The organism is Cellulosimicrobium sp. E-16, from assembly GCF_049913115.1.
GTDB lineage: Bacteria > Actinomycetota > Actinomycetes > Actinomycetales > Cellulomonadaceae > Cellulosimicrobium.
In genome coordinates, this window is record NZ_CP183974.1 from 3,406,325 (window position 1) to 3,432,200 (window position 25,876).

23 protein-coding genes are annotated in these 25,876 nt (G+C 73.8%); 10 read left to right on the forward strand and 13 right to left on the reverse strand.

Annotation, left to right across the window (positions count from 1 at the left end; genetic code table 11):
- Positions 1 to 252: 252 nt before the first annotated feature.
- From ACN9MS_RS14995 to ACN9MS_RS15005, 3 genes are read left to right on the forward strand one after another with little or no spacing between them, the layout of a single operon-like run.
- Positions 253 to 1,827, forward strand: coding sequence for a methyltransferase domain-containing protein (locus tag ACN9MS_RS14995; protein ID WP_426309291.1), 1,575 nt, complete (start codon positions 253 to 255; stop codon positions 1,825 to 1,827).
- Between the two features lie 12 nt (positions 1,828 to 1,839).
- Positions 1,840 to 2,073 carry a DUF6752 domain-containing protein gene (locus tag ACN9MS_RS15000; protein WP_277512064.1) on the forward strand — a complete coding sequence of 78 codons (234 nt, stop codon included), beginning with the start codon at positions 1,840 to 1,842 and terminating at the stop codon, positions 2,071 to 2,073.
- Between the two features lie 49 nt (positions 2,074 to 2,122).
- On the forward strand, positions 2,123 to 3,052 hold the full coding sequence (locus tag ACN9MS_RS15005) for a glycosyltransferase family 2 protein (protein ID WP_426309292.1): 930 nt from the start codon (positions 2,123 to 2,125) through the stop codon (positions 3,050 to 3,052).
- Positions 3,053 to 3,120: 68 nt separating this feature from the next.
- Here ACN9MS_RS15005 and ACN9MS_RS15010 read toward each other — a convergent pair whose 3' ends face one another.
- The 4 genes from ACN9MS_RS15010 to rfbB form a co-directional block, all read right to left on the reverse strand.
- A complete protein-coding gene (locus ACN9MS_RS15010; protein WP_426311904.1) occupies positions 3,121 to 3,780 on the reverse strand; it encodes an NTP transferase domain-containing protein in 660 nt (219 codons plus the stop codon).
- A gap of 127 nt (positions 3,781 to 3,907) precedes the next feature.
- Entirely contained in the window at positions 3,908 to 4,096 is a 189-nt protein-coding gene (locus tag ACN9MS_RS15015) for a Trm112 family protein (protein ID WP_047232120.1), read from the reverse strand.
- Positions 4,093 to 5,565 (reverse strand): phosphomannomutase/phosphoglucomutase, encoded by a 1,473-nt coding sequence (locus tag ACN9MS_RS15020; protein ID WP_426309293.1) that lies wholly within the window; start codon positions 5,563 to 5,565, stop codon positions 4,093 to 4,095. Before ACN9MS_RS15020 ends, ACN9MS_RS15015 begins: the two co-directional genes overlap by 4 nt.
- Positions 5,566 to 5,618: 53 nt before the next feature.
- Positions 5,619 to 6,614 carry a dTDP-glucose 4,6-dehydratase gene (gene rfbB, locus ACN9MS_RS15025; RefSeq protein WP_426309294.1) on the reverse strand — a complete coding sequence of 332 codons (996 nt, stop codon included), beginning with the start codon at positions 6,612 to 6,614 and terminating at the stop codon, positions 5,619 to 5,621.
- Positions 6,615 to 6,735: 121 nt separating this feature from the next.
- Between rfbB and rfbA the strand changes: the two genes are divergently transcribed.
- Positions 6,736 to 7,599: a glucose-1-phosphate thymidylyltransferase RfbA gene (gene rfbA, locus ACN9MS_RS15030; protein WP_426309295.1), complete on the forward strand. Its 864-nt coding sequence runs from the start codon at positions 6,736 to 6,738 to the stop codon at positions 7,597 to 7,599.
- Here rfbA and rfbD read toward each other — a convergent pair.
- Complete coding sequence (gene rfbD / locus ACN9MS_RS15035) at positions 7,572 to 8,474, reverse strand: dTDP-4-dehydrorhamnose reductase (protein WP_426309296.1); 903 nt, start codon at positions 8,472 to 8,474, stop codon at positions 7,572 to 7,574. The two genes, rfbA and rfbD, sit on opposite strands and share 28 nt — an antisense overlap.
- A gap of 37 nt (positions 8,475 to 8,511) precedes the next feature.
- On the opposite strand from rfbD, the gene ACN9MS_RS15040 reads away from it, so the two are divergent.
- Positions 8,512 to 9,129, forward strand: a complete 618-nt coding sequence (locus tag ACN9MS_RS15040; protein WP_426309297.1) for a dTDP-4-dehydrorhamnose 3,5-epimerase family protein — start codon at positions 8,512 to 8,514, stop codon at positions 9,127 to 9,129.
- Positions 9,130 to 9,133: 4 nt separating this feature from the next.
- Here the strand turns inward: ACN9MS_RS15040 and ACN9MS_RS15045 are convergent, their stop codons facing one another.
- On the reverse strand, positions 9,134 to 9,487 hold the full coding sequence (locus ACN9MS_RS15045; RefSeq protein ID WP_047232115.1) for a DUF3499 domain-containing protein: 354 nt from the start codon (positions 9,485 to 9,487) through the stop codon (positions 9,134 to 9,136).
- A 114-nt stretch (positions 9,488 to 9,601) separates the two neighbouring features.
- Here ACN9MS_RS15045 and ACN9MS_RS15050 point away from each other — a divergent pair, with 114 nt between their 5' ends.
- Entirely contained in the window at positions 9,602 to 10,180 is a 579-nt protein-coding gene (locus ACN9MS_RS15050) for a metallopeptidase family protein (RefSeq protein WP_426309298.1), read from the forward strand.
- A gap of 14 nt (positions 10,181 to 10,194) precedes the next feature.
- Here ACN9MS_RS15050 and ACN9MS_RS15055 read toward each other — a convergent pair whose 3' ends face one another.
- The 3 genes from ACN9MS_RS15055 to ACN9MS_RS15065 all read right to left on the reverse strand — a co-directional run bounded on the left by ACN9MS_RS15055 (position 10,195) and on the right by ACN9MS_RS15065 (position 15,792).
- Positions 10,195 to 11,961 (reverse strand): DUF5719 family protein, encoded by a 1,767-nt coding sequence (locus tag ACN9MS_RS15055; protein ID WP_426309299.1) that lies wholly within the window; start codon positions 11,959 to 11,961, stop codon positions 10,195 to 10,197.
- Between the two features lie 4 nt (positions 11,962 to 11,965).
- Positions 11,966 to 15,331, reverse strand: coding sequence for a glycosyltransferase (locus ACN9MS_RS15060; RefSeq protein WP_426309300.1), 3,366 nt, complete (start codon positions 15,329 to 15,331; stop codon positions 11,966 to 11,968).
- Between the two features lie 131 nt (positions 15,332 to 15,462).
- Entirely contained in the window at positions 15,463 to 15,792 is a 330-nt protein-coding gene (locus ACN9MS_RS15065) for a WhiB family transcriptional regulator (protein ID WP_082141085.1), read from the reverse strand.
- 251 nt (positions 15,793 to 16,043) lie between these two features.
- On the opposite strand from ACN9MS_RS15065, the gene ACN9MS_RS15070 reads away from it, so the two are divergent.
- Positions 16,044 to 16,769 carry a TIGR03089 family protein gene (locus ACN9MS_RS15070; RefSeq protein WP_426309301.1) on the forward strand — a complete coding sequence of 242 codons (726 nt, stop codon included), beginning with the start codon at positions 16,044 to 16,046 and terminating at the stop codon, positions 16,767 to 16,769.
- Between the two features lie 77 nt (positions 16,770 to 16,846).
- On the opposite strand, the gene glf is transcribed toward ACN9MS_RS15070, so the two are convergent.
- Together glf and ACN9MS_RS15080 are read right to left on the reverse strand one after the other, a co-directional pair.
- Complete coding sequence (glf, locus tag ACN9MS_RS15075; RefSeq protein WP_277512054.1) at positions 16,847 to 18,034, reverse strand: UDP-galactopyranose mutase; 1,188 nt, start codon at positions 18,032 to 18,034, stop codon at positions 16,847 to 16,849.
- Between the two features lie 61 nt (positions 18,035 to 18,095).
- Positions 18,096 to 20,102: a DUF6541 family protein gene (locus tag ACN9MS_RS15080; protein ID WP_426309302.1), complete on the reverse strand. Its 2,007-nt coding sequence runs from the start codon at positions 20,100 to 20,102 to the stop codon at positions 18,096 to 18,098.
- 184 nt (positions 20,103 to 20,286) lie between these two features.
- Between ACN9MS_RS15080 and pseI the strand changes: the two genes are divergently transcribed.
- The gene (gene pseI, locus ACN9MS_RS15085) at positions 20,287 to 21,351 is read left to right on the forward strand and encodes a pseudaminic acid synthase (protein ID WP_426309303.1); all 1,065 of its coding nucleotides are present in this window, start codon (positions 20,287 to 20,289) and stop codon (positions 21,349 to 21,351) included.
- 58 nt (positions 21,352 to 21,409) lie between these two features.
- Here the strand turns inward: pseI and ACN9MS_RS15090 are convergent, their stop codons facing one another.
- Both ACN9MS_RS15090 and ACN9MS_RS15095 read right to left on the reverse strand, forming a co-directional pair.
- Positions 21,410 to 22,909: a GNAT family N-acetyltransferase gene (locus ACN9MS_RS15090; RefSeq protein WP_426309304.1), complete on the reverse strand. Its 1,500-nt coding sequence runs from the start codon at positions 22,907 to 22,909 to the stop codon at positions 21,410 to 21,412.
- Complete coding sequence (locus ACN9MS_RS15095) at positions 22,906 to 23,739, reverse strand: cytidylyltransferase domain-containing protein (protein ID WP_426311905.1); 834 nt, start codon at positions 23,737 to 23,739, stop codon at positions 22,906 to 22,908. The genes ACN9MS_RS15090 and ACN9MS_RS15095 overlap by 4 nt, the downstream gene beginning before the upstream one ends.
- On the opposite strand from ACN9MS_RS15095, the gene pseB reads away from it, so the two are divergent.
- Both pseB and pseC read left to right on the forward strand, forming a co-directional pair.
- A complete protein-coding gene (pseB, locus tag ACN9MS_RS15100; RefSeq protein WP_336723927.1) occupies positions 23,738 to 24,712 on the forward strand; it encodes a UDP-N-acetylglucosamine 4,6-dehydratase (inverting) in 975 nt (324 codons plus the stop codon). The genes ACN9MS_RS15095 and pseB overlap by 2 nt on opposite strands.
- Positions 24,709 to 25,857 carry a UDP-4-amino-4,6-dideoxy-N-acetyl-beta-L-altrosamine transaminase gene (gene pseC, locus ACN9MS_RS15105; protein ID WP_426309305.1) on the forward strand — a complete coding sequence of 383 codons (1,149 nt, stop codon included), beginning with the start codon at positions 24,709 to 24,711 and terminating at the stop codon, positions 25,855 to 25,857. Before pseB ends, pseC begins: the two co-directional genes overlap by 4 nt.
- Positions 25,858 to 25,876 lie beyond the last annotated feature (19 nt).

Below are 25,876 nucleotides of genomic sequence, written 5' to 3' on the forward strand. Positions count from 1 at the left end.
ATGGGTCGAAGATCCGGACGGCCGAAGACGTGCGCAGCACCTGCTGAGGCGGCGCGTCGGCTCGATGGCACAGGCTACCGGCCCGACCGCTCAGGACGGGCGAAATCGGTCTGGTTCACAGAATGTGCAGATCGCGTTCACGAACGCGTCGACGGCACGTCCGTCGGGCGACGCTGGCGTAAACTCGGGTCGGCCTCGGGGCGGTCCTCCGCACCCGCGGCACTCGTCGAGACCCCGATCCGAAGGGCCCCCATGCCGCGTCGTCCCGCCACGACGTCCCGCGAGCTGCGCGCGAGCCGCACCCGCCTTCGACTTCCCGCACGTGTCCCGGACCATGTCTCCTCCCTCGACGTGCTCGTCAACGGCCACCGCGTGTGGTCGATCGACCTCGTCTCGGACGAGACGCTCCGCGAACGGCTCGACCACCCGTGGCCGGCACCGATCGCGCCGTTCCTCGACGGCACGGCACGCATCGACGTCGCCGACTCCACGACCGGGGACGTCCTGTGGAGCACCTCCGTGCGGTTCGGCAGGAGCGAGCGGCCCGTCGAGGTCGTGGACGCCCTGGGACGCCACGTCGCGCTCAACAAGTGGGGGCGGCTGGGCAAGACGTTCGACGGTGCGGACGAAGGCTTGCAGCAGCGCCTGCTCGACCGTCTGGACGTGCTCCTCGAGCTCCTGCACGAGCTCGGTCTGCGGCCGTTCGTGGTCGGCGGCACGCTGCTCGGCGCCGTCCGCTCGGGCCACATCCTCCCGCACGACGACGACGCCGACCTCGCCTATCTGTCGGAGCTGAGCCACCCCGCGGACCTCTCCCTGGAGAACGCCCGGATCGCGGCCGACCTCACGTCGCGCGGGTACGAGATCGTCCGGCACAGCAACGCGCACCTCCAGATCACGTTCCGTCGCGACGACGGGCTCGTCGACGGCTACATCGACATCTTCACGGCCTTCTTCACGCCCGACGGCCAGATCAACCAGCCGTTCCACGTGCGCGGTCCGATGCGCCAGGAGTCGATGCTCCCGTTCTCGACCGTCACGCTCGAGGGCCGCGACTACCCGGCACCGGCCGTCCCGGAGGACTGGCTCGTCGTCAACTACGACGAGAACTGGCGCACTCCGCTCCCGGGCTACAAGCTCCGGACCCCGCGCGCGACGGCCCGACGCTTCCGCAACTGGTTCGGCTCGTACAACTTCCAGCGCGACTTCTGGGAGGACCGCTACCTCTACGACCCGACGAGCGGGAGCGGCACGGACCTGCGCGGTGCGGACGCCCTGCTCGCCCGCACGGACGACGGCGACGTGGTGGTCGACCTGGGGTGCGGGGCCGGTACGGCGGCGCGGCACCTGGCGGCGAACGGTCGTCGGGTCGTCGGCGTGGACTACGCCGAGTCCGCGCTCCTGCGCGCCCGCGGCCTCACCGACGCCGCCGAGGCGGAGCGGGTCACGTGGCTGCGCCGCAACCTCATCGACTTCCGCGAGGCCGCGGACGTGATCGCCCTCCTCTCCGAGGAGGAGGGCCGTGTGCACGTGCTCGCCAACCACCTGCTGGAGCGTCTCGGCCACCATGGCAGGGCCACCGTCTGGCGTACCCTGCGCCAGTACGCCCGGGCCGGGAGCGTCGTGGCGCTCGTCGTCGACACGGTGCCCGACCCCGAGGTGACGTTCCGCGACCCGACGACGTGGCACCTGACGCTCGACGAGATCGAGCAGGAGATCGCCCCCCTGGGGCTCTCCCTCGACGGGACGACGCCCCTGCGCGGGACCGCACGCGACGACGTCCGGCGGCCCGTGCTCACCTACCTGACCATCGCAGCCCAGAGCTGAGACGAGGACGACATGAAGCAGAAGATCATCGCCGTCGGCGACCGCGTGGCGCCTTCCCTCATGGCACGCCTGCGGGGGAAGCCCCTGCCGAACCACGCACAGGTGCTCGAGGAGCTGGCCCAGCTGCGCGAGGACGTGCGCGACCTGCGCGCGGAGATCGACGAGTGCCGCCGGGACAACGTCCGCATCGCCGAGCTGACCGACATCGTCGAGACGCGGCTCGCCGCACCTCGGTCGGTGGACTGACCGACCCGCACCGCCCCGGCCCGACCTCGACGGAACAGCGAGCACCCCTATGACCCAGACCCCCCACGTGGCAGCCGTCGTCGTGACGTTCAACCGTCTCGAGAAGCTCAAGAAGGGCATCGCCGCGATCCGCGCGTCGAGCGTCCCCCCGCAGACGATCCTGCTCGTCGACAACGACTCCACGGACGGCACGGGCGACTACCTGCGCACCATCGCGGACGAGGAGGACATCCACGTCCTGTCGCTGCCGAAGAACGTCGGAGGCGCCGGCGGGTTCGCCGCCGGCCTGCGCCGCGCCCACGAGCTCGGGGCGGACTTCTTCTGGATCATGGACGACGACTGCTACCCGGAGCCGGACGCGCTCGAACGGCTCCTCGACGAGCACCGCGCGGTCGAGGAGCACGTCCACGACCGCGTGCCCTTCGCGTGCTCCGTCGTCAAGTTCGTCGACGGTCAGCTGTGCGAGATGAACGAGGCCGTGACCACCTGGGACTGGCCGCGCTACCTGGTGCAGGGCCTGAACGCGGTCAAGGTCCGCGAGTGCACGTTCGTCTCCGTCCTGCTGCCCCGGTGGACGGTCGAGGAGCACGGGCTGCCCCTGGCCGAGTACTTCATCTGGTACGACGACAAGGAGTACACGAAGCGCCTGTCGGGCCGCACGCGTCCCGGCATCCAGGTGCTCGACAGCTACGTCGTGCACGACATGGGCGACAACAAGGGCGTCAACTACGGCCAGATCACCGCGCAGAACGTCTGGAAGTTCAAGTACGGCGCCCGCAACCAGTCGTCGTACCGCTGGCACTACGAGGGCAAGCTCTCGTGGATCACCTACGTGAAGAACGTGGTCGGCAAGATGCGCCAGGGCGGGGTCTCCCGCAGCCTCCAGGTCCAGATGGTCCGGCAGCTCCTCGCCGGCATCCGCTTCAACCCGCAGCCCCAGTTCCCCCGGACGTCGCCGAAGGCGCCGAGCGCGAGCTGACGCCGAGCGGACGAAGGGCCGGTCTCCCGTGCGGAGACCGGCCCTTCGTGCGTCCTGGGACGGTCCGATCAGAGGAACTCGTTCGCCCGCTCGAGGTCCTCGGCGAAGTCCACCTCGACGGCGTACAGGTCGGAGACGTCGACGGGAACCACCTGGAGCCCGTCCTTCCCGATCGCGACCTCGATGCCGCGCTCGAAGTAGTCCTGGTCGCCGACCTCGGCGAGCCGCGCCACGAGCGCGGTCTTGTCCGCCGGGGCGACGAAGTTGATGCCGACGGCCTCCCCGAGCGCCCCCTGGACGGTCTTCGAGAGCTCGTCGATCCGCCCGTCGCCGTCGACGGTGTACTTGACCTCCTCGTCGCCGACCGCCGCGGTGTTGACGCTGACGAACGACTGCCCCGACTCGATGTACGGCTTGAGCCGCTCGAGGACGCGCGGGTCGAAGACGACGTCGCCGTTCATCCACAGGACCCCGCGGTCGCCGGTCACGCGCAGCGCCTTGAGCAGGCTCTTGGACGTGTTCGTCTGGTCGTAGATCTCGTTGTACGCGAACGTCACGTCGGGCGCCGCCTCGAGGATCTGCTCGAGCTTGAACCCGACCACGACGAGCACCTGGACGTCCCGCCCGAAGGCGCCGCGGACGTTGCCGAGCTGCTGGGCGAGGATCGTGCGCCCGTCCTTGAGCTCGGTCAGCGGCTTGGGGAACGGCCGTCCGAGGCGGGTCCCCATCCCGGCGGCCAGGATGACGACCTGGGGCGCGTTGCTCACGGTGTGTCCTTTCGTCTCTCGCTCCGGCTCGCCGACGAGCGGAGCACCGGACCGACTCTACCGACTGCGACCCTGCTCTCCTGCCGCGTCAGAGCTCGCGCGCGTCGTCCTCCAGCAGGACCGGGATGCCGTCGCGCACCGGGTAGGCGAGCGGGCGGTCGGTGTCGGTGGAGTGCAGCTCCGGCTCTCCGGACGGGCCGGTGCCGTCCACGAGACGGGCGCCGGTCACGGGGCAGCGCAGGGCCTCGCGCACCCAGGGGTCGATCTGCAGGCTCATGCTCGCTCCTCGTCGTCGTGCGTGCGCACGAGCGACAGGACGTCGTCGCGCACCTTCTCCATGATGTCCTCGTCTGCCGCCTCGACGTTGAGCCGCAGCAGCGGCTCGGTGTTCGAGGCGCGGAGGTTGAACCACCACTGCGGGTGGGAGTCCCAGTGCGAGACGGTCAGCCCGTCGAGCTCGTCGACCTCGACCGGGCCGCCGCCCTGCTGCGTCACGTAGGCCTCGACGACGCGCGCACGGGCCGCGGGCACGTCGGCCACGGTCGAGTTGATCTCGCCCGACGCGACGTACGGCTCGTACATCTCCCCCAGCGCCGACAGCGGGTGCGGCTGCGACCCGAGCGCCGCGAGGACGTGCATCGCCGCGAGCATCCCCGTGTCCGCGAAGAAGAAGTCGCGGAAGTAGTAGTGCGCGCTGTGCTCGCCACCGAACACGGCGTCGTGGTCGGCCATCTGCGCCTTGATGAACGAGTGCCCGACGCGCGTGCGCACCGTCCGCGCGCCCGCCGCCCCGAGGAAGTCGGGCACGGCACGCGACGTGATGAGGTTGTGGATCACCGTCGGCGTGCGCCCCGCCTCGACCTCCTTGGCGACCTCGCGCAGGCCGACGAGCGCCGTGATCGCCGACGGCGACACCGGGTCGCCGTGCTCGTCGACGACGAAGCAGCGGTCGGCGTCGCCGTCGAACGCGAGCCCGAGGTCGGCGTCGTGCTCCACGACGGCGGCCTGGAGGTCGAGCAGGTTCTTCGGGTCGAGCGGGTTCGCCTCGTGGTTCGGGAACGTCCCGTCGAGCTCGAAGTACAGCGGCACGACGTCGAGCGGCAGCGCGGGCAGGCCCGCGCCGGTGCCCAGGACGGCCGGCACGGTGTGACCACCCATCCCGTTCCCGGCGTCGACCACGACCTTGAGCGGCCGGATCTCCGACAGGTCGACGAGCGAGCGCAGGAACGTCGCGTAGTCCGCGAGCGTGTCGCGGTCCGTGAGCGACCCGGGCTCGTCCACGGCGGCCGGGAGGCCGTCGTCGAGGAAGCCCTCTGCGAGCCCACGGACCTCCGCGAGCCCCGAGTCCTGACCCACCGGCCGCGCCCCGGCACGGCACAGCTTGATCCCGTTGTAGACGGCCGGGTTGTGGCTCGCCGTGAACATGGCGCCCTGTACGCCCAGCACGCCGGAAGCGTGGTAGAGCCCGTCCGTGGAGCACAGGCCGATCCGCACGACGTCGACCCCGGCCTCCGTGAGCCCGGCGGCGAACGCGTCCACGAGCTCGGGCCCGGAGTCGCGCATGTCGTGCCCGACGACGACGCTCGCCCGGGCCGGCGCGTCGCCGTCGGTGACGTGCGCCTCGGGCAGGACCACCGCACGGGCGAACGCGGCGCCGATGGCCTTCGCCACCCGAGAGTTCAGCTGGTCCGGGACCGTGCCGCGGACGTCGTACGCCTTGATGAGGTGGGAGAGGTCGGTCGTCACGCGCCCCAGCCTATCGGCGCCCGCGGCGCCCGCCGCCGGTCGGCGGCGGGCCGCTACTGCCCGCCGGCCGCGTACCGCGCCTCGGTGCGCGCCTTCGCGGGGCGCCACCACGCCTCGTTGTCGCGGTACCAGTCGACCGTGCGGGCGATGCCCTCGGCGAACGACGTGTAGCGCGGCACCCAGCCGAGCTCGGCGCGCAGCCGCGTGGCGTCGATCGCGTAGCGCAGGTCGTGCCCGGCACGGTCGGCGACGAGGTCGTAGTCGGCGCGGTCGCGCCCGAAGATCTCGAGCAGGTCGCCCACGACGTCGAGGTTGGACCGCTCGCCGTCCGCCCCGACGAGGTACGTCTCGCCGACGGCGCCCCGCTCGACGATCGCCCACACCGCGTCGTTGTGGTCGTCCACGTGGATCCAGTCCCGGACGTTCTGGCCCGCGCCGTACACCTTGGGCCGGCCCCCGTCGAGGAGGTTGGTGATCTGCCGCGGGATGAACTTCTCCACGTGCTGGTACGGGCCGTAGTTGTTGGAGCAGTTGGAGATCGTCGCGCGCACGCCGAACGAGCGCACCCAGGCTCGCACGAGCAGGTCGCTCGACGCCTTGGTCGAGGAGTAGGGCGAGGACGGGTCGTACGGCGTGGACTCGGTGAAGCGGCCGGGGTCGTCGAGCGCGAGGTCCCCGTAGACCTCGTCGGTCGAGACGTGGTGCAGCCGGACCCCGTGGCGACGCACGGCCTCGAGGAGGGTGAACGTCCCGAGGACGTTGGTCCGGACGAACGGTGCCGGGTCGGCGAGCGAGTTGTCGTTGTGCGACTCGGCGGCGAAGTGCACCACGAGGTCCGTCGACCCGACGAGCCGGTCCACGAGGTCGCCGTCGGCGACGTCACCGACCTCCAGCTCGACCCGGTCGCGCACGGGGTCCAGCGACCGCTCGTCGCCCGCGTAGGTGAGGGCGTCGAGCACGACGACGTCGACGTCGGGCCGCGTCTCGACGGTGCGTCGCACAAAGTTCGCCCCGATGAAACCGGCCCCGCCGGTCACGAGCACCCGCACCGACGACCTCCTCGACCCGTTCCCCTGCCGCCGTGAGTCTAGCGACGGGCGGTGCGCGCACCGGCGCGTCGCACGGCATTTCACCCTCCCCCGGCCCTCCTGCTCGTGAGAGCCTGCCGGGATGAAGGGGATCGTCCTGGCAGGTGGCGCGGGCACGCGCCTGCACCCGATCACGCTCGGGGTGAGCAAGCAGCTGCTGCCCGTCTACGACAAGCCCATGGTCTACTACCCACTGTCGACGCTCCTGCTCGCCGGGATCCGCGACGTGCTGGTGATCACGACCCCGCACGACGCGGCGGCGTTCCACCGGCTGCTGGGGGACGGGTCGCAGCTCGGCGTCTCCATCTCCTACGCCGTGCAGGCCGAGCCGAACGGCCTCGCCCAGGCCTTCGTGCTCGGGGCCGACTTCCTCGACGGCGACTCGGCGGCGCTCGTCCTCGGCGACAACATCTTCTACGGGCCGGGCCTCGGCGACCGGCTCCAGCGCTTCGCGGGGATCGACGGCGGCGCCGTCTTCGCCTACCGCGTCGCCGACCCGACGGCGTACGGCGTGGTCGAGTTCGACGAGTCCGGGCGCGCGCTGAGCATCGAGGAGAAGCCGGTCCGGCCCCGGAGCAGCTACGCGGTCCCCGGCCTCTACTTCTACTCGGCGGACGTGGTCGACGTCGCGCGCTCGCTCCGGCCGTCGGCGCGCGGCGAGTACGAGATCACCGACGTCAACCTGCACTACCTGCGCGAGGGGCGGCTCCAGGTCGAGGTCCTGCCGCGCGGGACGGCCTGGCTCGACACCGGGACGGTCGACTCCTTGCTCGACGCGAGCGACTTCGTCCGCACGATCGAGAACCGGCAGGGGCTGAAGATCGGGGCGCCGGAGGAGGTCGCGTGGCGACGCGGGTTCCTCTCGGACGAGGAGCTGCGCGTGCGGGCGACCGCGCTCGCGCCGTCGCGCTACGGCACCTACCTGCTGTCGCTGCTCGACACGTGAGGGCCCGGACCCTCGGGGCCGGCGAGGACGCGCGAGGACGCCGTGGCCCATCGCTCGCGCCAGTCCCCGATCGGCTCGACCCCGAGCGTGCGCAGCGCGTCGTGGCCCAGGACGGACCACGCGGGACGGGGCGCGGGCCGGGCGAAGGCCGCGCTCGACGTCGGCCGGACGCTCCCCGGGTCGAGCCCCGCGGTCGCGACCACCTCCCGTGCGAGCTCCCACCACGACGCCTGGCCCTGGGCCGTCCCGTGGTAGGCACCGCCGGGCGCTCCCGCGCCGACGAGGCGCACCACAAGGTCGGCGAGGTCCACGGTCCACGTCGGCTGACCGACCTGGTCCTCGACGACGTCGACCGACCCGCGTTCGCGCGCGAGGCGCGCGATCGTGCGGGGGAAGCACGTGCCGTGCGCGCCGTAGAGCCACGCGGTGCGCACGACCAGGGCGCCGGGATGCTCGGCCCGCACCGCCCACTCCCCGGCCGCCTTGGAGCGCCCGTACGCCGAGCGCGGCGCGAGCGCGGCGTCCTCGGCGTAGGGCCTCGCGTCCGCGCCGCTCGCCCCGCCGTCGAACACGTAGTCCGTCGAGACGTGGACGAGCCGGGCCCCGTGCCGGGCCGCGGCCCGGGCCACGTGCTGCGCCCCCACCGCGTTCACGGCGAACGCTCGTGCCTCGTCGTCCTCCGCCGCGTCGACCGCGGTGTACGCGGCGGTGTTGACGACGACCTCCGCCCCGCGCACCGCCGCGTCGACCGCCGCGGCGTCCGTGACGTCCAGGCTCGCGCGGTCGACCGCTCGCACGTCCTCGCCGCGGGAGCGCAGCAGGGAGACGAGGTCCGTGCCGAGCATCCCCCCGGCGCCCGTGACCGTCCATCGCACCGCGACCACCTCCGCACGAACCCTACCGAGGAGCAGCATGAACGCTCGTGAGCTGACCGTCCCCGGCGCGTGGGAGCTCACGCCGCGCCAGCACCTCGACGATCGCGGGGTCTTCCTCGAGTGGTTCACGGCGTCGGCCCTGCGCGGTGCGACCGGTCGCGACCTCGACCTGGCGCAGGCGAACGCCTCCGTGTCGGCCGCCGGAGTGGTCCGCGGCGTGCACTACGCCGACGTCCCGCCCGGTCAGGCGAAGTACGTGACGTGCGTCGCGGGGTCCGTGCTCGACGTCGTCGTCGACCTGCGGGTCGGTTCCCCCGCGTTCGGGCGCTGGGACGCGGTGACCCTCGACGCGCACGAGCGCCGCGCCGTCTTCCTCCCGGAGGGCGTGGGCCACGCGTTCATGGCGCTCGAGGACGGGTCGACCGTCGTCTACCTGTGCTCGAGCGCCTACGCGCCCGAGCGTGAGCACGGCGTGGACCCGACCGACCCGGACCTGGCGATCGACTGGCCGACGACCGGGCCGCACGGGCACGTGCTCGTCCCGTCGTTCTCCGCGAAGGACGCCGCGGCCCCGTCGCTCCGGGCCGCGCTCGAGGCCGGTGCGCTCCCCCGCGCCGACGAGGTCGACGCGTTCGTGCGCACGCTCAGGGCCTGACGGGTCAGTCGCCCTCGGCGCGCAGCACGCGCAGGTGGCCGCGCCGTCCGACCTCGGTGACGTCCGGCGGCTCGGGCTCGGTCCGCACCTTGCCCGCCTCGCGCACCGCGTCCGCGAGCGCCGACAGGTCGTCGTCGCTCGGGCCGGTCTCGACGAACTGCGGCGACAGGCGCACGACCTCCCAGCCGCGCGGCGCGGTGAGGCGCTCCGCGTGCTCGGCGCACAGGTCGTAGCTGTGCGGCTCGGCGAGGTGCGCGAGCGGGCCCAGGACCGCCGTGGAGTCGGCGTAGACGTAGGTGAGGGTCGCGACGGCGGCACGGACGCACGCCGTGCGCGAGCACTGCCTGACGGATCTCACGCGCTGACCTTACGCCCTCCGGGCGTGTCGTGGGGCCGCCACACGCCGTCCGGGGACTCCGCGCCGCCGCAGGTGGGCGCGCTGCGCCGCGGGTCGGCGGGCTAGAGTCGTCGTGTGCGTGGCAACACTCCCTCCCCCGGCTCGCGGCCAGAGCCCGCCGGCACGGGGCGCCGAGCCCGCGACCGCTGGTCGCGGCGTGGCGCCGCCACCCCGCCCCCGGTCTCGTTCGACGAGCTCGTCATCCCGCCCCGTGCGCCCGGTCCGGGCGGCCAGGGCCCGGTGCCGCGGCGCCGGGACCGTCGTGGTCGCGGGATCCGCGGACCGCTCCTGCCGCCCACCGCACCCGCGAGCCGCACGCGGGCGGAGAAGTTCGACGACGTCGTCGTCGACGTCGTCGAGCGGGTCGAGCGCTCGTGGGCGAAGCAGCTGCGCGGGACGGAGTTCGCGGTGGAGGACGTCCCGCCGTCCGACCCGGCACCCTGGGAGGACGGCGGCGTGCCGCTCGGCCGGTGCTTCCCCGCGGAGTCGGGGCAGCCCGCCCGCATCGTCGTCTACCGGCGCCCGGTCGAGGCCCGCGCGTTCGACGCCGAGGACCTCGAGGACCTCGTCCGCGACGTGCTCGTCGAGCAGGTCGCGCACCTGCTCGCGCGGACCCCGGAGGAGATCGACCCCCGGTACACCGGCGACCGCTGAGCCGGCGCAGGCCCCTAGTACCCCAGCCCCGCGGTGTCCGACGCGCGGACCGCGACCTCGCCGGGCGCGGGTGCGTCGACGACGGGCAGCAGGACCGAGAGCAGGCTCGGTGTCTCGTCGCCGTCGTCGCCGCCCGGCGGACCCGCGCTCGCCGTGACCGACCAGGCCGGGTCCAGGTCCCCGCGTGCACCGACGACGTCGACCGTCACGGCCCCGACGACCGCCTCCGAGCCCTCGGCCCGCAGCGTGGACGGGTCGAGCGTCTGCACCGTGCCGGCGGCGAGCGTCACGGTCGTCGTCCCGGCCTCGGCGCCGTCCTCGTCGTAGGCGCGGACCCGGAGCTCGAGGCGTCCGACCGCGTCGTCGCCGCCGTCGGCCGCGTCCGTCGTGGGGACTGCCGCGAGCGTCAGCGCCGACGCCGTCCCGGGGACGAGCGCGACCTGACCGGCCCGCGCGCCGTCCTCGTCGACCGGGGCGTCCCCGCCCGCGGGGGCGCTCGTTGCGGGAGCCAGCGCGCGGGCCGCGATCCACGCCCGGTCGTACTGACGCTCCTCGTGCAGCAGGTCGGGGTCCGCCTCTCCGCGCCGGTCGACCGACGCCCCCGCGACGACGGGGACGTCCGCGTGCACGGCCACGGCGTACGACCCTGCGGGGAGACCGCCGAGCGAGACGTCCGTGACGACCCCCGGCGTGAGGGCGACGTCCTCCACGCCGCGCAGCGGCACTGGGCCGTCCGCGCCGTAGACGGTCACGCGCGCGGTCCCGGCCGCGTCGCCCGGTGCGAGGAGGCGCAGCTGCGGGGCGTGCGGGTCGTCGACGGCCTCGCCGACGCTCGCGACGCCGGCGAGGGCCAGGTCGTGCGCCGGCGCCGCGCCCGGCACGACGTAGTCGACCCCCAGCGGGACCAGCCCGTCGAGCGTGGAGTGCTGGAGGTACGCGGAGACGAGCCCGCCCGTCGCCGAGACGTGCACGACGAGGCGGCGCTGCTCGGGAGCCGCGGCCTCGACCAACGTCACGACCTCCTCGCCCGGCCCGACGAGCTGCTGCCCGCCCCCGGAGAGCACCGCCGCTCCGCCCTGGCCCCAGACGTCGACCTGCACGACCGCCGGCGTGAGCCCCGGGTTCTGGAGCACGAGCTGGGTGCTGCTGCCGATCTGGGTGCTCCCGCCCACGAGCCACTGGCTGATGCCGGGCCGTGCGCAGCTCGCCGCGGCGAGGCCGCGCAGGTCGCCGGCCGTCGTCACGGACCCGACCGACGCCGCGACCCGCGGCCCGGCCCCCTCCCCCGGGCGGACGGTCAGGACCGTGCCCGCGGTCGGGTCCTCGACGGTGCTCACCGTCGCGTCCGCGTCGGGGGCGCGCTCGAGCGCCCGGGCGTCGGCGCGCGCGGCCGTGCCGTCGAAGGCGCCGAGCTCGGCCGACCCGTCGCCCTCCACGACGGCGCGCAGGCTGCTCTCGGTGCCCACCGGCGCGGGGCCGAACTGCGCGTCGCCGACCGTCTCCGGGTCGGTGAGCCGCGCGGGGCCCGGGCAGACCGTGACCTCCGGGCCTGGCTCGACCGCGACCTGCTCGACCGCGTCGACCGGGGCCGGCGCGGCAGGGACGAGCGTCGCGCCCGTGCTCCCGAACGCCGCCACGGCACCCGCCGCGAGCATCCCGACCAGGCCGGCGCCCGTCGTCGTGACGCGTCGCACCACCCCGCGCCGCGTGCCGCGGGACGTCCCGGCACCCGCCTCGTCGGGGACCGACCGGCCCTGACCCGTCTCGTTCTGCGTCGTCACCGCGCTACCTCGTCCCCGCCCGTCGACGCCGTACCGGCACCGCGAGCAGCACGTACACGAGCAGGGTCACCCCTGCCACCGTCATCCAGCCCGACCGGTGGTCCGCCGCGTGGAACACCTCGAGGCGCCCGTCGGCGGAGCCGAGGGCGAACGCCTGGAGCCCGCCGGTGGTCGACGGGTCGACGGCCTCCAGCGGGCGGCCGTCGAGCGTCGCCCGCCACCCGGAGGAGGCGTCCTCCGCGAGCACGACGACACGGTCCTCGGACCCCGCCGGCACGGCCGTGTCGACCGGTCGGAGCGCCTCACGGTCGGCCTCGAGCGGCTGCGCCCCCGCCGCCGACTCGACCCGCGCCCAGGAGGGGTCGACCCCCTCGGGGGCCACGCGCCACACCAGCCCCGCCTGACCCTCCGTCATGCGCTCGAGACCGGGCACCGTGTCGAGGCGCGCCACGAGCTCCGCGCGCGCCTGGTCCTGCTCGGCCGACGCCGGCAGGAGCACCGCGCCCACGCCGAGGCGCCCGAGGCCGGCGGCCACGTCGGCGGACGTCCCGGAGACGAGGTCGGCGACGAGCCGGGGCAGCTCGCCCTCGGTCGCGCCGGGGTCCGCGGCCCGCCACGCCTCCACGACGACCGAGGAGTCGACGGCCTGCGGCCCGTCCGAGCGCAGGGCCGCGTACTCGACCACGTTGCCCGGAGCGAGCTCGAGGTTGAGGACACGGGCCTGGCGCGGGGAGGACTGCATCTGTCGACCGACCGGCGGGACGACGGGCTGGGTCGTCGCGCGGACCGCGCCGACTCGCGCGTCGTCCCGGTCGAGCACGCCCGCCGTCCACGACGCCGCGGTGCCCAGCGGGAGCAGGGTCACGACGAGGCCGAGAGCGACGACGGCACCGGACCGCCAGGGCGGGGCGCCGCCGTCGGGCAGCCGCGGCGCCCCGACGAGCGCGGCACCGAGGAGCGCGAGCAGCGCGAGCGAGGTGCCCACCCCGGGCCACCCCGTCACCGGGGCGTCCGGCGTCGTCCCGGCCGCGACGACGGTCGAGCCGGCGAGGATCGCGGTCGCCAGGCCGATCGCCGCGACGAACCACGCGCCGACGGCGAGGCGACGACCCCGGAGCACGGCCACGACGGCGAGCGCCACGACCACTGCCCCGGCCGCGAACGGCGCCCACCGCGCGAGCAGGTCGACGGCGCCCGAGCCGTCGAGGCCGAACCATGCGTCCGGCGGCACCGGCAGGCCGAGGAGCTGCTGCCACGGCGGCGCGGTCGTGGCGGCGACGGGCGCGCCGGGGTCGGCGAGCAGGAGGCGCCACCCGCCGTCGCCCGCGGTCCTCGCCACGTGCACGAGGAACGGCGCGAAGAGCACGACGGCGGGGACGGGCACGAGCGCGAGGTAGCGGCGGTGCGCGGGCGCTCCGACCGCGACCACCACGAGCACGAGGACGCCGACCGGGAGGAGCACGGGCGCGCCGGCGACGACGACGGCGAAGAGCAGGCCGGCGGTCGCGGCCGCGGCGAGCGACCCCGGCTCGCGCCGGGGGGACGGGCGTGCGGCGTCGGGCGCGGCCGGCGCGACCACGTCGACGCGCTGGAGCCCGAGCGCGCGGACGACCGCGAGCGCGAGCCACGGCAGGGTGGCGTGCACGAGCACGGCACCCATGCGACCCGCGCCGACGGCGGAGAGCAGCGCCGGCGCGGCCACCCACACGAGCGTGGCCCACGCACGCGCCGGGACCGAGCGGACGAGGGCCCCCGCGGCGAACCAGGCGCCCAGCCCCGCCGCGACGAAGCACGCCGGTACCAGCAGGTTCACCGCGGTCTGCGTCGCACCGCCGGCGAGCAGGGAGGCGGGGACGAGCGCCGTGACGAAGGGGTCGGACGGCGCCGGCGCGCCGAGGCCGGTCGTGACCCACCCGGTCGTGGCGGCGCGCCAGACGTCGCCGAGCGTGCCCGTCGCGGGGAGCAGCGAGCCGCCGACGAGGCGACCGCCGGCGAGCAGCGCCCCGGCGAGCGGGCCGAACACGACGGCCGTGTACGCCCCGAGGGCCACGACCGTCGCGGCGAGCCCCGCCCGTCGGCGCAGGGCGAGGGCGCGCAGCTCCCGTCGCTCGATGTCGGTCGGGGCCCACGCGGTGCGCCGCTGCTCTGCCCGGGCCAGACGACGGTCACGACGCTCGGCGAGGACCTCGCGCCACGTGCCACGCAGCGGGCGCAGGGCGCGGCGCGGGAGTCTGCGGGTGCGCCGGGCGGCGCGCCGCGCGCGCCACACGGGCCCGATCCGCACGAGCGCCCACAGCGGGGCGAGCAGCTCGTCCCGCGCGTGTCCGGGCTGCTTGACGAGCAGCCGGTACGCGGCGTGGAACGGCGCGCCCAGGACCATCGCCAGCGCGACGAACGGCAGCCACGGCGCCGCGACCCCGACGAGCCGCGCATGGAGCTGCGAGCGTCGCCGCGCGGCGGAGGAGGAGTCGGGGTCGGGCGCGGGGAGCGTGGTCGCGCCGCGTCGGCGGTCCCGCAGCCCGAGGAGCGACGCCTGCGCGTGCCGCACCACCGCCGACGGCACGACGATCACGCGGTGCCCGGCGAGCCGTGCCCGGCGGCACAGGTCGAGGCCGTCGCCGAACGGCCCGTACTCGGGGTCGGTCCCGCCGAGCTCCTGCCACACCGTGCGACGCACGAGCGCGCCCGCGAGCCCGACGGCGAGCACGTCGTCGCGCGCGTCGTGCTGGCCCTGGTCGATCTCGTCGTCGTCGATCCCCGTCATGCGGCGCCCTAGCGGCGTCGTCGTGACGCCGACCTCGACGAGGCGGCTCGCCGTGCCCGGCTCGAACGGCGCGGCGGGACCGGTCCCCGTGCCCACGGTCCACCGCTCCTGCTTGGGCCCCGCCACCGCGACCGCGGTCGAGTGCTCGACGGCGCGCAGGAGCTCGGCGAGCGCGTCCGGCGCGGGCGCCGAGTCGTCGTGGAGCAACCAGAGCCACGTGCCCGGCTCGACGTGCGCGAGCGCGGCGTCGACCGCGTCCCCGAACGAGCGGGCCCGCGGGGCCGCGACGAACCGCGCGTCCCCCAGCTGGAGGCCCTGGTGCTCGTGCGTCGCGTCGCCGGTCGTGGCGTCGACGACGACGACCGCGTGCGGACTCGTCGTCTGGGCGCGCAGCGCGGCCATCGTGTGCGCGAGGAACGGCGTGCTCCCGCGCGTGACGACCACGGCCGTGACGGTCGTGACGACGGGCAGCGCCCCGGTGACGGCGGCGACGATCTCGGGTGCCGCGACGACGCCGGACACCGCGGCGGCACGCGCGGCCGCCCCCGGCGTGAGGGCGCCGGGGCGTGCGCTGCGCGCGGAGGTGGTGAGGTCGGAGGAAGTCATGTCCCGTCGATCATGCGACGGGCACGGCTCCGGGCGCGGCATTTGCGCTCCCCGGTGTGGCGGGGTGTCGTGGCCCCGTCACAGCGCGGCCCGGCGGCCCGTGCGACGGCCGGTCCGCGGTGCGCTCGTCGTCAGACGACGCGGCGCTTGAGCTTGCGGCGCTCGCGCTCCGAGAGACCGCCCCAGATGCCGAACCGCTCGTCGTTCTCGAGCGCGTACTCGAGGCACTCGGCGCGGACCTCGCAGCCCGTGCAGACCTTCTTGGCCTCGCGCGTGGACCCGCCCTTCTCCGGGAAGAAGGCCTCCGGGTCCGTCTGGGCGCACAGCGCCCGCTCCTGCCAGCCCATGAGCGAGTCGTCGACCGGCTCACCGAAGAGCGGCAGCACCGGTGCCACGCGCTCCACCTCTCGTTCAGCGTCGGAGGGGAAAACCCCTCCCGTCCCGTCCAGCATGTTCCACATCGTGCGCCCCTTCATGCCGTTCGCCGGGCCTCGTGGCGAGAACCCCGCCGGAAACTGCATTGAAGAAATTACACGCGTGTCGTCCTCAGGCGTCAAGCCGAAATGTGATAGCGAGGAGGAGGCCAGGGGTGAAATTCCGACATGTCGGGAGCCGATACCAGCACTCTAGGGTGGTGTCCATGGTGACCGCTCCCCATCCTTCCGGCCCCCGCGCCGAGCGCCCGGCGCACGTCCCTGACCTGCTACGTCTCGTGACGCGAGACCCGGGCCGGCCGCGAATCACGTGGTACGGCGACGACGGCGAGCGCGTCGAGCTCTCCGGCGCCGTGCTCGAGAACTGGGTCAACAAGACGACCAACCTTCTCGTCGAAGAATTCGACGCCGGCCCCGGCACGCGCGTCGCTCTCGACCTTCCCGTGCATTGGCGCACGGTCGTCTGGGCGCTCGCCGCATGGCGCGTCGGGACGACGGTCGTGCTCGCGCCCGCTGAGGACGACGGTACGACGGGTACGGGCGCCACGCGACCGGACGTGGTCGTGACGTCGCGCCCCGGCCGCTGGGCCGGCACCCGCGCCGAGCTCGTGGCCGTCGCCCTGCCCGCGCTGGCACGACGCTTCGACGGTGACCTCCCGGCCGGGGCGATCGACGCCGCGTCCGCCGTCATGACGTACGGGGACCAGGTCGGTTGGGCACCGGAACCCGACCCCGGGGCAGCCGCGCTCGAGAGCGCCGCCGGGATGGTCACCTCGCACGCCGACCTCGTCCCGGGATCTCCGCCCCCGGAGGGCGCGACCGGGGGCGCCCGCGTCCTGGCGCGGGGCGGCTCCACCCTCGAGGAGGCGCTCCGTACGGTGCTCGCCGTCCTGGCCGACGACGGGTCCGTCGTGCAGCTCTCCCCCAGCCGTGCGCACGCGCTGGCCGGGGACGAGGCCGCCCTCGCGCGGCTGGTCGCCACCGAGCGGATCACGGTCTCCTGACGCCGGTGGCGCGCACCCTGCGGGTGCGCGCCACTCAGGCGGGCGTCCCGCGACCACCGCGCGGGCGACGTGACCGATCAGGCGTCGACGCCGCCGCTCTCGATCGCGGTGCCCCGACCGAAGTGCGGGGCGAGCTTGTTGTCGACCATCGAGAGCGCGGCGCCGATCGCCATGTGCATGTCGAGGTACTTGTACGTGCCCAGACGCCCCCCGAAGAGCACGTCCCGCTCGCCCGCGGCGAGGTCGCGGTACTTGAGCAGTCGCTCACGGTCGGCCGCCGTGTTCACGGGGTAGTACGGCTCGTCGGCGCGCTCGGCGAACCGCGAGAACTCCCGCATGATGACGGTCTTGTCCGTCGGGTAGTCCCGCTCCGGGTGGAAGTGCCGGAACTCGTGGATGCGCGTGTAGGGCACGTCCGCGTCGGCGTAGTTCATCACCGAGGTCCCCTGGAAGTCGCCGACCGGGAGCACCTCCTCCTCGAAGTCGAGCGTGCGCCACGACAGGTCGCCCTCGGCGTAGTCGAAGTAGCGGTCGACCGGACCCGTGTAGACGACGGGGACGTTCCCCACGACGTTGCCCTTGCTCACGGGCTGCGACTCGTCGAAGAAGTCGACCCCCAGGCGCACCTCGATGTTCGGGTGGTCCGCCATCCGCTCGAGCCACGCGGTGTAACCGTCGACGGGCAGACCCTCGTGCGCGTCGTTGAAGTACCGGTTGTCGTACGTGTAGCGCACGGGTAGGCGGGAGATGATCGACGCCGGCAGCTCACGCGGGTCCGTCTGCCACTGCTTGGCCGTGTACTCCCGGATGAACGCCTCGTACAGCGGGCGACCGATGAGCGAGACGCCCTGCTCGTCGAGGTTCTCCGGCTTCTTGCCCCCGAGCTCGGCGGAGAGCTCCTTGACGAGCTCGCGCGCGGCGTCGGGGCCGTGCGCGGACCGGAAGAACTGGTTGATCGTCCCGAGGTTGATGGGCATCGGGAAGACCTCGCCCCGGTGCGTGGTGTACACGCGGTGGACGTAGCTCGTGAACGCGGTGAACCGGTTGACGTACTCCCACACCCGCTCGTTCGACGTGTGGAAGAGGTGCGCCCCGTAGCGGTGCACCTCGATCCCCGTCGTCTTCTCGGCCTCGCTGAACGCGTTGCCGCCGATGTGCGGCCTGCGGTCGATCACGAGGACCTTCCGGCCGTACTCCTCGGCGATCCGCTCAGCGACGGTCAGGCCGAAGAAGCCCGACCCCACGACGACAAGATCCGCGTCCACACACACTCCTAGCTCTCGGTCTCAACGCCGCACAGCGTATCCCGGGCACGGTGCCCGGTCGTCAGTCCTCGGCGCCCGCGCACGCCGTGATCCGCAGGAGCCGCGAGTCCTCCACGCGCGCGACCTCCTCGGCGACGCCCGCGGCGACCAGGCCGTCCAGCCCGGCGAACCGGGCGCCGTCGTCGCCCCAGAAGTTCTCGCCGCCCAGGTCGAGGACGTACTCGAGCCCGAGCCGTGTGACGGCCTCGCAGACCTCCGGGTCCTCGCCGGCCTCGTTCAGTCGGTCGGCAACGACGGCCCGGTCGCCTTCGAGCGGCATGCGCAGGTGCGGGTAGAGCGTCTCCCGGTCCGTGAGCGCCCACACGAGCACGCTCCCGTCCCACGGCTGCCCGGCGACGACGGCGTCCTCGGGGACGACCCGTTCGACCTCGTCGAGGATGCGCATCTCCGACTCGTCGACGAGCGTGCTGGTCGTCGACTCCGGCGTGAGCTCGTAGCGGTGGGCGACGTAGTCGTACGAGTTCTTGAAGAGGGTCGTGCGTGGCAGGACCACCACGAGGACCAGGGCGGCGAGAACCGCCAGCACGGGAACGGAGAACACTGCCCGAGCCACCTTGCCGGCACCGGCCGAGCCGTGCACCAGGCTCGCGACGCCTGCGACGACGACGGTCAGCCCGATCGTGGCCAGCGGCACGGCGAGCAGCGGGAGCTGGGACGCCAGGCGCTGCACGTCGCCGTACCAGTAGCCCGTCAGCAGTGCACGCGTCTCGCCGTCAGCGCTCGCCGCGACGACGAAGAGCCACGCGAGCAGCACGTAGGCGATCGGGAGCCACCGCCAGCGCGCGACGAAGGCGGAGACGAGGACACCCACGAGGACGAGACCGGCGACGAGCATGTTGCTCTCGCCCGAGGGGTGCATGGCGGCGAGCGTCACCGCGTCGTTGACGGCCTCGCCCGTCGACATGCGCGCGGGCCAGGAGACCTGGGTCCGGAACTCCTCGACGAGCGAGACCTGGCCAGCAGCCCAGTACGCGACCACGCAGAGCGCGACGAGCACGACGCCGGGCACCACCGCGCCGGGGAGGCTGCGTCGCAGCCGCCAGGCACGCACGCTCACGTGCGCGACGTAGTGCGCCAGGAGCGGGACGGCGACGTATCCCAGCGTGAAGAGCCCGTTGGGCTGCGCGAGCGCCACGGCCACCGCGCCGACCCCCACGAACGCGAGCGGCGCGAGGCGCGCGCGTCCACGCGCGCGCCACAGCGCGAGCCAGGCGAGACCGAGGAGCGCGGGGAGCACCGCGTAGGCCAGAAGGTTGGGGTAGAGGACGCCGAACCCCGTGAGCTGGTTCGGGAACTGGGTCATCGCGAACGAGACTGCGACGGTCAGCCCGAGCATGACCGGGCGCGGCCCGAAGAGTCCGCGCGCGAGCACGAGCATCGACGCCGGCCAGACGAGGCACGCGATGACGAGCGTGGTCCAGTTCGCCGGCGCCACGACGTCGGTCCCGCCGGACAGCTGGACCAGGAGCGACACGAGGTCGTGCCAGAGCGCCGGGTAGAAGGACGTGGTGGCGTCCGGGGCGGTCAGCGTCATGTGGAGCGACGAGGCGTCGCCGCTCTCGAGAATCAGCCGGACCGAGTTGAGGTGGTACGGGGCGTCGAACGTCTGCGAGACGTGGTCGGGCCCACCGATCGCGGCCATGAGGCGACGGGCCTGCAGGCCGCCCGCCACCAACAGGCTCACGGCGACCGTCACGAACACCTGGCGCCAGACCACGCGGCTCCGGTCGACACGGGGAGAACGCCATCCCCCCGCGACCGCACGGACGCCCCACGCCACCCCTGCGGCGAGGACCGTCGCCCCGACCACGACGAGGACGGACCACGACAACCCGACGGCTCCTGCCACGATCGCCGACGCGCCGATCAGCGCGGAGGACACGAGCGGCGCGGAGCCCCAGGCGAAGAGGCCCCTCAGCCCGCCGGCATAGCCCACCGCAAGACCCGGGATCCACAGCAACAGCACTGCCAAGAGCCCGATCCAGGCCGTCGGGAGCCACTCGAGCACAACGCCTCCTGCTGGTTCTGTCCTTACCGGACCGTCCGGCTCCAGATCCGCCGCGGGACCGGTCCCGGGGCAAACTCGCGCAGCGTAGCAATCGAACGTGTCCGTCCGGTGACGCGTGCAGGGGAACCGCGTGCGCACCGGGTAGAGCCTCAAGGGCTTCTCGCGCTCGGATAGAGTCTGCACCATGCCCACCACGCCATCGCGGAGCCTCGCCGTCGCCCAGCACGAGATCGGGGAGGAGCACCGCCCGTTCGTCGTCGCCGAGATGTCGGGGAACCACAACGGGGACCTCGGACGCGCGCTCGCGATCGTCGACATGATCGCCGAGAGCGGCGCCCAGTCCGTCAAGCTGCAGACGTACCGCGCCGACACCATCACGATCGACGCGGACGGCCCGTCGTTCCGCGTGAGCGAGGGCCACGAGCTGTGGGGCGGCAAGAACCTGTACCAGCTCTACGAGGAGGCGCACACCCCCTGGGAGTGGCACGCGCCGATCTTCGAGCGGGCGCGCGAGCACGGGCTCGTGCCGTTCTCCAGCCCGTTCGACGACACGGCCGTCGACCTCCTCGAGGACCTGGACGCGCCCCTGTACAAGATCGCGTCGCTGGAGATCGGCGACATCCCGCTCCTGCGCCGTGTCGCCCGCACGGGCAAGCCGGTCGTCCTGTCGACGGGCGCCGCGAACATCTCCGACGTCGACCTCGCCGTGCGCACGATCCGCGCCGAGGGCAACGACCAGATCGTGGTCCTCGGCTGCACGTCGTCCTACCCGGCGTCACCCGCCGAGTCGAACCTGCGCACGATCCCCGTCCTGCGCGACACGTTCGACGTCGTCGCGGGCCTCTCGGACCACACGATGGGGATCGGTGTCGCCGTGGCGGCGGTCGCGCTCGGCGCGGCCGTCATCGAGAAGCACGTGACGCTCTCCCGGGCCGACGGCGGCGTGGACTCCGACTTCTCGCTCGAGCCCCACGAGCTCGCGGCGCTCGCCGCGGAGACGGAGCGCGCGTGGCTCGCGCTCGGCTCCGTCCACGTGGGCCCGACGGCCGGCGAGGCGGAGAGCCGCCGACTGCGCCGGTCCCTCTTTGTGGTCGAGGACGTCCGGGCCGGCGACGAGGTGACCTCCGCGAACGTCCGGTCCATCCGCCCCGCGGGCGGCCTCGAGCCGGTGCACCTCGACACGGTCCTGGGCCGGACGTTCAGCACGGACGTCGCGCGCGGGACCCCGCTGACCTGGAGCCTCGTCTGAGCAGACCCGTGAGCACGCGCTGAGAGCGGGCGCCGTCCGTGCCGGACGGTGCCCGCTCTCAGCGTCTGCGCTCCTTGACGAGCACGTCGAAGTCGCCGTCCCTGCGGTGCGGGACGTGCGCGTAGCCCGCCCGGGCGAACAGCCGCTGCGACGGTGCGTTGTCGGGCAGGATGGCGGCGACCAGCCTCGCCCCCTGCCCTTCTGCGGTGAAGGCGTCCTCCGCCGCGGCGAGCACGTCACCGGCCATGCCCCGGCCACGCGCCTCCGGGGCCAGGGTGATGGAGACCTCCCACTCGGTCTCGCCCCCCTGCTCGTCGCCCAACCGGTCGAACCGCACCGTGCCGGCCTGGACACCGCCGTGCTCGACGACGTACAGCCGCCGCGCCGGGTCCTCGAGGACCCGTGCCAGCCACGTCCGGTGCGAGTCCCACGGGACCGGATCGGACGACCGGGACACCGCCCGTACGGACGGGTCGTTGCGCCAGCGCAGCAGCACCAGCGCATCGTCGCTCGTCGCCGGCCGGGCGACCGTCCGGCCGTCGGGCGCGAGGGCGCGCGTCCGCTCGCGCAGCGCTGCGTCCCACTCCGCGACGATCCGCGACGCCCCGCGCCCGTCGACGCCGTCCCGCCGTTCGTACCGGGAGAGGTCGTCGAGCAGGGCGCCGAGACGCCCGGCCCCGGCAACCAGGTCGTGGCGAAGCTCCGCGAGCGTGCCCAGCCCGAGTGCGAAGCGTCTCGCGACCGCCGCCTCGTACCCGGGAACCTGGTTGTCCACGACCGCGACGAGCACGGTCGGGACGCCGATGCACGCGAGCTCCCATGCGGTCGTACCGGCAGCGCTGAGGACAACGTCCATGTCCGCGGCGAGGTCGAGGACGCCCGGGAACGGCTCGCGAAGGTCCACGTCGTCGCCCGCCAGCGCGCGGACGTCGTCCCAGCGAGCGACGGGCGCGACCACGACGAGGTCGACCACCCGCGCCGTCGCCCGGGCCACCCCCGCGAGGACCGCCGCCGCGCCGACCGCGTCGGTGCCGCCGGCGACGACGAGGGCGCGCAGCGGGCCACCCGGGTCGCGCGGGACGCGCGCCTTCCGGCGCTCGCGCGCGTGCAGCACGTCCTCACGCATCGGCGCGTACCGGATCCCGCGCAGCACCACACCGGACCCGTCGTCGGGACGCCCCGCGTCCTCGGCGCCGAGCGTCGAGTCCACCACGACGTCCGCCGGGCGGCGCCCGAAGGTGCCGTCCTCCATCGACGACAAGAGCGTCCCGGCCAGAGCGAGCTCGGTCCGCACCTCGGGGCCGGTCGCATAGTCGTCCACGTGGACGAGGGCTGCGCCCTGCTCGGCGGCGACGACGGCGAGACCCGCCGCCGGCACGTCGACGCGCTCGAGGCGGGACTCCGCGAGGAGGTCACGGCCCAGCGGCGACGTCACCTCGCCCGCGAGCGAGACCGTCCAGCCCGCCTCGCGGGCCGCCCGCGCGACCGAGAGCACGCGTACCAGGTGCCCGACGCCACCTTCGGGTGTCGCGTCGCACCGCAGCAGCGCGTGGCTCATCCGTCGGCCAGCGCCTTCTGGCGCACGGCGGCGTTCTTCTCCACGAGGGCCGGATCCCCGCGCAGGAGGTCGACGACCTCGTGCCAGCGCGGCGGCGTGTCGCCCAGCCTGTCGACGATCGCCTCGATCGCCTCGGCGTCCTCGGGCGTGTCCAGGGTGACGCGCAGTTCGTTCGCCGTCGGGGCCACGACGATGCCCAGACGACGGAAGTCCCGGTCCGCGGCCGCATAGAGATATGACGTCACGTGCACACGGTGGTGGTCACGCGCCTCGGCGTCGGCCGCGAGCAGCGCACCGCGCGACGCGAGCTCGACGTCCAGCCCGCGCGGGAGCGTGCGCTGGAGCGTGGTCGCCACGTACTCGAGCGTCGGGTCGGCCCGCCACAGCGCGACGACCTGGGAGACGAGAACCGGATCGACGAGGGGACAGTCGGCGGTCAGCCGCACGATCGCGTCGGCGGCCGTCTCCTCGAGCGCCAGGACGAAGCGTGAGAGCACGTCGTCCTCGCTCCCGCGGACCACCCGCACGCCCGACGACGCGGCGAGCTCTGCCACGGCGTCGTCCCCGGGCGCGGTGGACGTCGCGACGACCACCTCGTCGACGCCCCGGGCGGCCGACGCCGCTCGGATCATCCATGCGAGGACGGGCCGACCGGCGAGGGGCCGCAGGACCTTGCCCGGCAGACGGGACGAGCCGGTCCGCGCCTGGATCACGGCGACTACCTTCAGAGGGGTCTCATGCACCGTGCCATAATGCTCCATGCGTTCGGCCGCGGCGAAGCCGGTCCGGCGAGAATCCTCCGACTGACGGGAAGAGTTCCGTATGTCCATGCTCACTGGCGCATCGATCCTCGTGACGGGCGGCACCGGCTCGTTCGGCAAGGCGTTCCTGCGCGAGGTGCTCGACAACCACGATCCGCGCCGCATCGTCGTCTTCAGCCGCGACGAGCTCAAGCAGTTCGAGGTGCGGGCGCAGTTCGGCGACGACCCGCGCCTGCGCTGGTTCATCGGTGACGTGCGCGACCGCCGCCGCCTCGAGCGGGCGATGCACGGCGTCGACTACGTGGTTCACGCGGCGGCCCTCAAGCAGGTCGACACCGCGGAGTACAACCCGTTCGAGTACATCGCGACCAACGTCACCGGGTCCCAGAACGTGGTCGAGGCCGCGATCGACGCCGGCGTGAAGAAGGTCGTCGCGCTGTCGACCGACAAGGCCTCCAGCCCGATCAACCTCTACGGCGCGACCAAGCTCTGCGCGGACCGCCTGTTCGTCAGCGCGAACAACTACGCGGCCGCCTACGAGACCCGCTTCTGCGTGGTCCGCTACGGCAACGTCATGGGCTCCCGCGGGAGCGTCGTGCCGAAGTTCAAGGCGCTCGCCGAGGCGGGCGAGTCGCTGCCGATCACCGACAAGCGCATGACGCGCTTCTGGATCACGCTCCCCCAGGCCGTCAAGTTCGTGCTCGACTCCTTCGAGATGATGGAGGGCGGCGAGCTCTACGTCCCGCGCATCCCGAGCATGAAGGTCGTCGACCTGGCGGAGGCGATCGCGCCGGGCGCCGCCCAGCACGAGGTCGGGATCCGCCCCGGCGAGAAGCTCCACGAGGAGATGATCGCGCCGGACGACTCGCGCCGGACCGTGCGCCTGGGAGACCGGTACGTCGTCATGCCCTACGTGGGCGGCTGGGGCTACGAGACCCCGGCGGACGGCGAGGCGGTCGCCGACGGCTTCGCCTACCAGTCCGACACGAACGACCAGTGGCTCAGCGTGGAGGACATCCGCGAGCTCCTCGAGCTGTCGTGACGACGGGGCCCCTGCTCCCCTACGGGCGGCAGTCGATCGACGAGAGCGACGTCGAGGCGGCTGTCGCCGCGCTGCGGAGCGACTGGCTGACGACCGGCCCCGAGGTGGAGCGCTTCGAGTCCGCGATCGCAGCGCGTGCGGGCGTCCCGCACGCCGTCTCGGTGACGTCGGGAACGGCGGCGTTGCACGTCGCCTACGCCGCCACCGGCGTCGGCCCCGGGGACGAGGTCGTGACGACTCCGCTGACCTTCGTCGCGACGGCGGCCGCCGCCGCGCTGCAGGGCGCGACGGTGGTCTTCGCGGACGTCGACCCCGCCACGGGCAACCTCGACCCCCGCGCGGCGGAGGCCGCCGTGACGGAACGCACCCGCGTCGTCACGGGGGTCGACTACGCCGGCGTGCCGGTCGACGCCGCCGCGTTCCGCAGCCTCGCCGACCGTCGGGGCCTGCTCTTCGTCGAGGACGCCGCGCACTCGATCGGCACGACCCTCGACGGTCGCCCGGTCGGCTCGCTCGCCGACCTCACGACGTACTCGTTCTTCCCCACGAAGAACCTCACGACCGCAGAGGGCGGCGCCGTCGTCACGGCGGATGACGAGCTGGCGGCGCGCGCGCGTTCGTTCAAGAACCACGGGCTCGTCCGCGATCGCGCGTCCCAGCGCTACCCCGACGAGGGGCCGTGGCACCAGGAGGTCCACGCCTTCGGTCTCAACTACCGCCTGCCCGACGTGCTCGCTGCGGTCGGGACGAGCCAGCTCGCGCGACTCGACGCGTTCGTCGCGCGCCGCGCCGAGGTCAAGGCCGCGTACGACGAGGCCTTCCGCGACCTGGACGAGGTCGAGCTTCCGGCGTGCCCCGACGGTGCCGCGCCGGCGTGGCACCTGTACCCGCTGCGCGTCCCCGCGGACCGTCGCCGCGCGATCTTCGAGTCCCTGCGCGCGCAGGACATCGGTGTCCAGGTGAACTACATCCCGGCCTACTGGCACCCGGTGTTCGAGGACCTCGGATACCGGCGTGGCCAGTGCCCCGTCGCGGAGGACTACTACCGGCGCGAGATCTCGCTCCCGATGTTCCCCGGCCTCACCGACGGCGACGTCGCACGCGTCGTCGAGGCCACGCGGCACGCACTCGCCACCGCGCGGTGACCACGGGGCAGGGTGACGG

Excerpts from the sequence above, each read along its gene's own strand:
- ACN9MS_RS14995 (WP_426309291.1), top strand. The coding sequence starts at position 253 with ATGCCGCGTCGTCCCGCCACGACGTCCCGCGAGCTGCGCGCGAGCCGC.
- ACN9MS_RS15000 (WP_277512064.1), top strand. The coding sequence starts at position 1,840 with ATGAAGCAGAAGATCATCGCCGTCGGCGACCGCGTGGCGCCTTCCCTC.
- ACN9MS_RS15005 (WP_426309292.1), top strand. The coding sequence starts at position 2,123 with ATGACCCAGACCCCCCACGTGGCAGCCGTCGTCGTGACGTTCAACCGT.
- ACN9MS_RS15010 (WP_426311904.1), bottom strand. The coding sequence starts at position 3,780 with ATGGGGACCCGCCTCGGACGGCCGTTCCCCAAGCCGCTGACCGAGCTC.
- ACN9MS_RS15015 (WP_047232120.1), bottom strand. The coding sequence starts at position 4,096 with ATGAGCCTGCAGATCGACCCCTGGGTGCGCGAGGCCCTGCGCTGCCCC.
- rfbA (WP_426309295.1), top strand. The coding sequence starts at position 6,736 with ATGAAGGGGATCGTCCTGGCAGGTGGCGCGGGCACGCGCCTGCACCCG.
- ACN9MS_RS15040 (WP_426309297.1), top strand. The coding sequence starts at position 8,512 with ATGAACGCTCGTGAGCTGACCGTCCCCGGCGCGTGGGAGCTCACGCCG.
- ACN9MS_RS15060 (WP_426309300.1), bottom strand. The coding sequence starts at position 15,331 with ATGACTTCCTCCGACCTCACCACCTCCGCGCGCAGCGCACGCCCCGGC.
- ACN9MS_RS15065 (WP_082141085.1), bottom strand. The coding sequence starts at position 15,792 with ATGTGGAACATGCTGGACGGGACGGGAGGGGTTTTCCCCTCCGACGCT.
- pseI (WP_426309303.1), top strand. The coding sequence starts at position 20,287 with ATGCCCACCACGCCATCGCGGAGCCTCGCCGTCGCCCAGCACGAGATC.
- ACN9MS_RS15090 (WP_426309304.1), bottom strand. The coding sequence starts at position 22,909 with ATGAGCCACGCGCTGCTGCGGTGCGACGCGACACCCGAAGGTGGCGTC.
- pseB (WP_336723927.1), top strand. The coding sequence starts at position 23,738 with ATGCTCACTGGCGCATCGATCCTCGTGACGGGCGGCACCGGCTCGTTC.
- ACN9MS_RS15095 (WP_426311905.1), bottom strand. The coding sequence starts at position 23,739 with ATGGACATACGGAACTCTTCCCGTCAGTCGGAGGATTCTCGCCGGACC.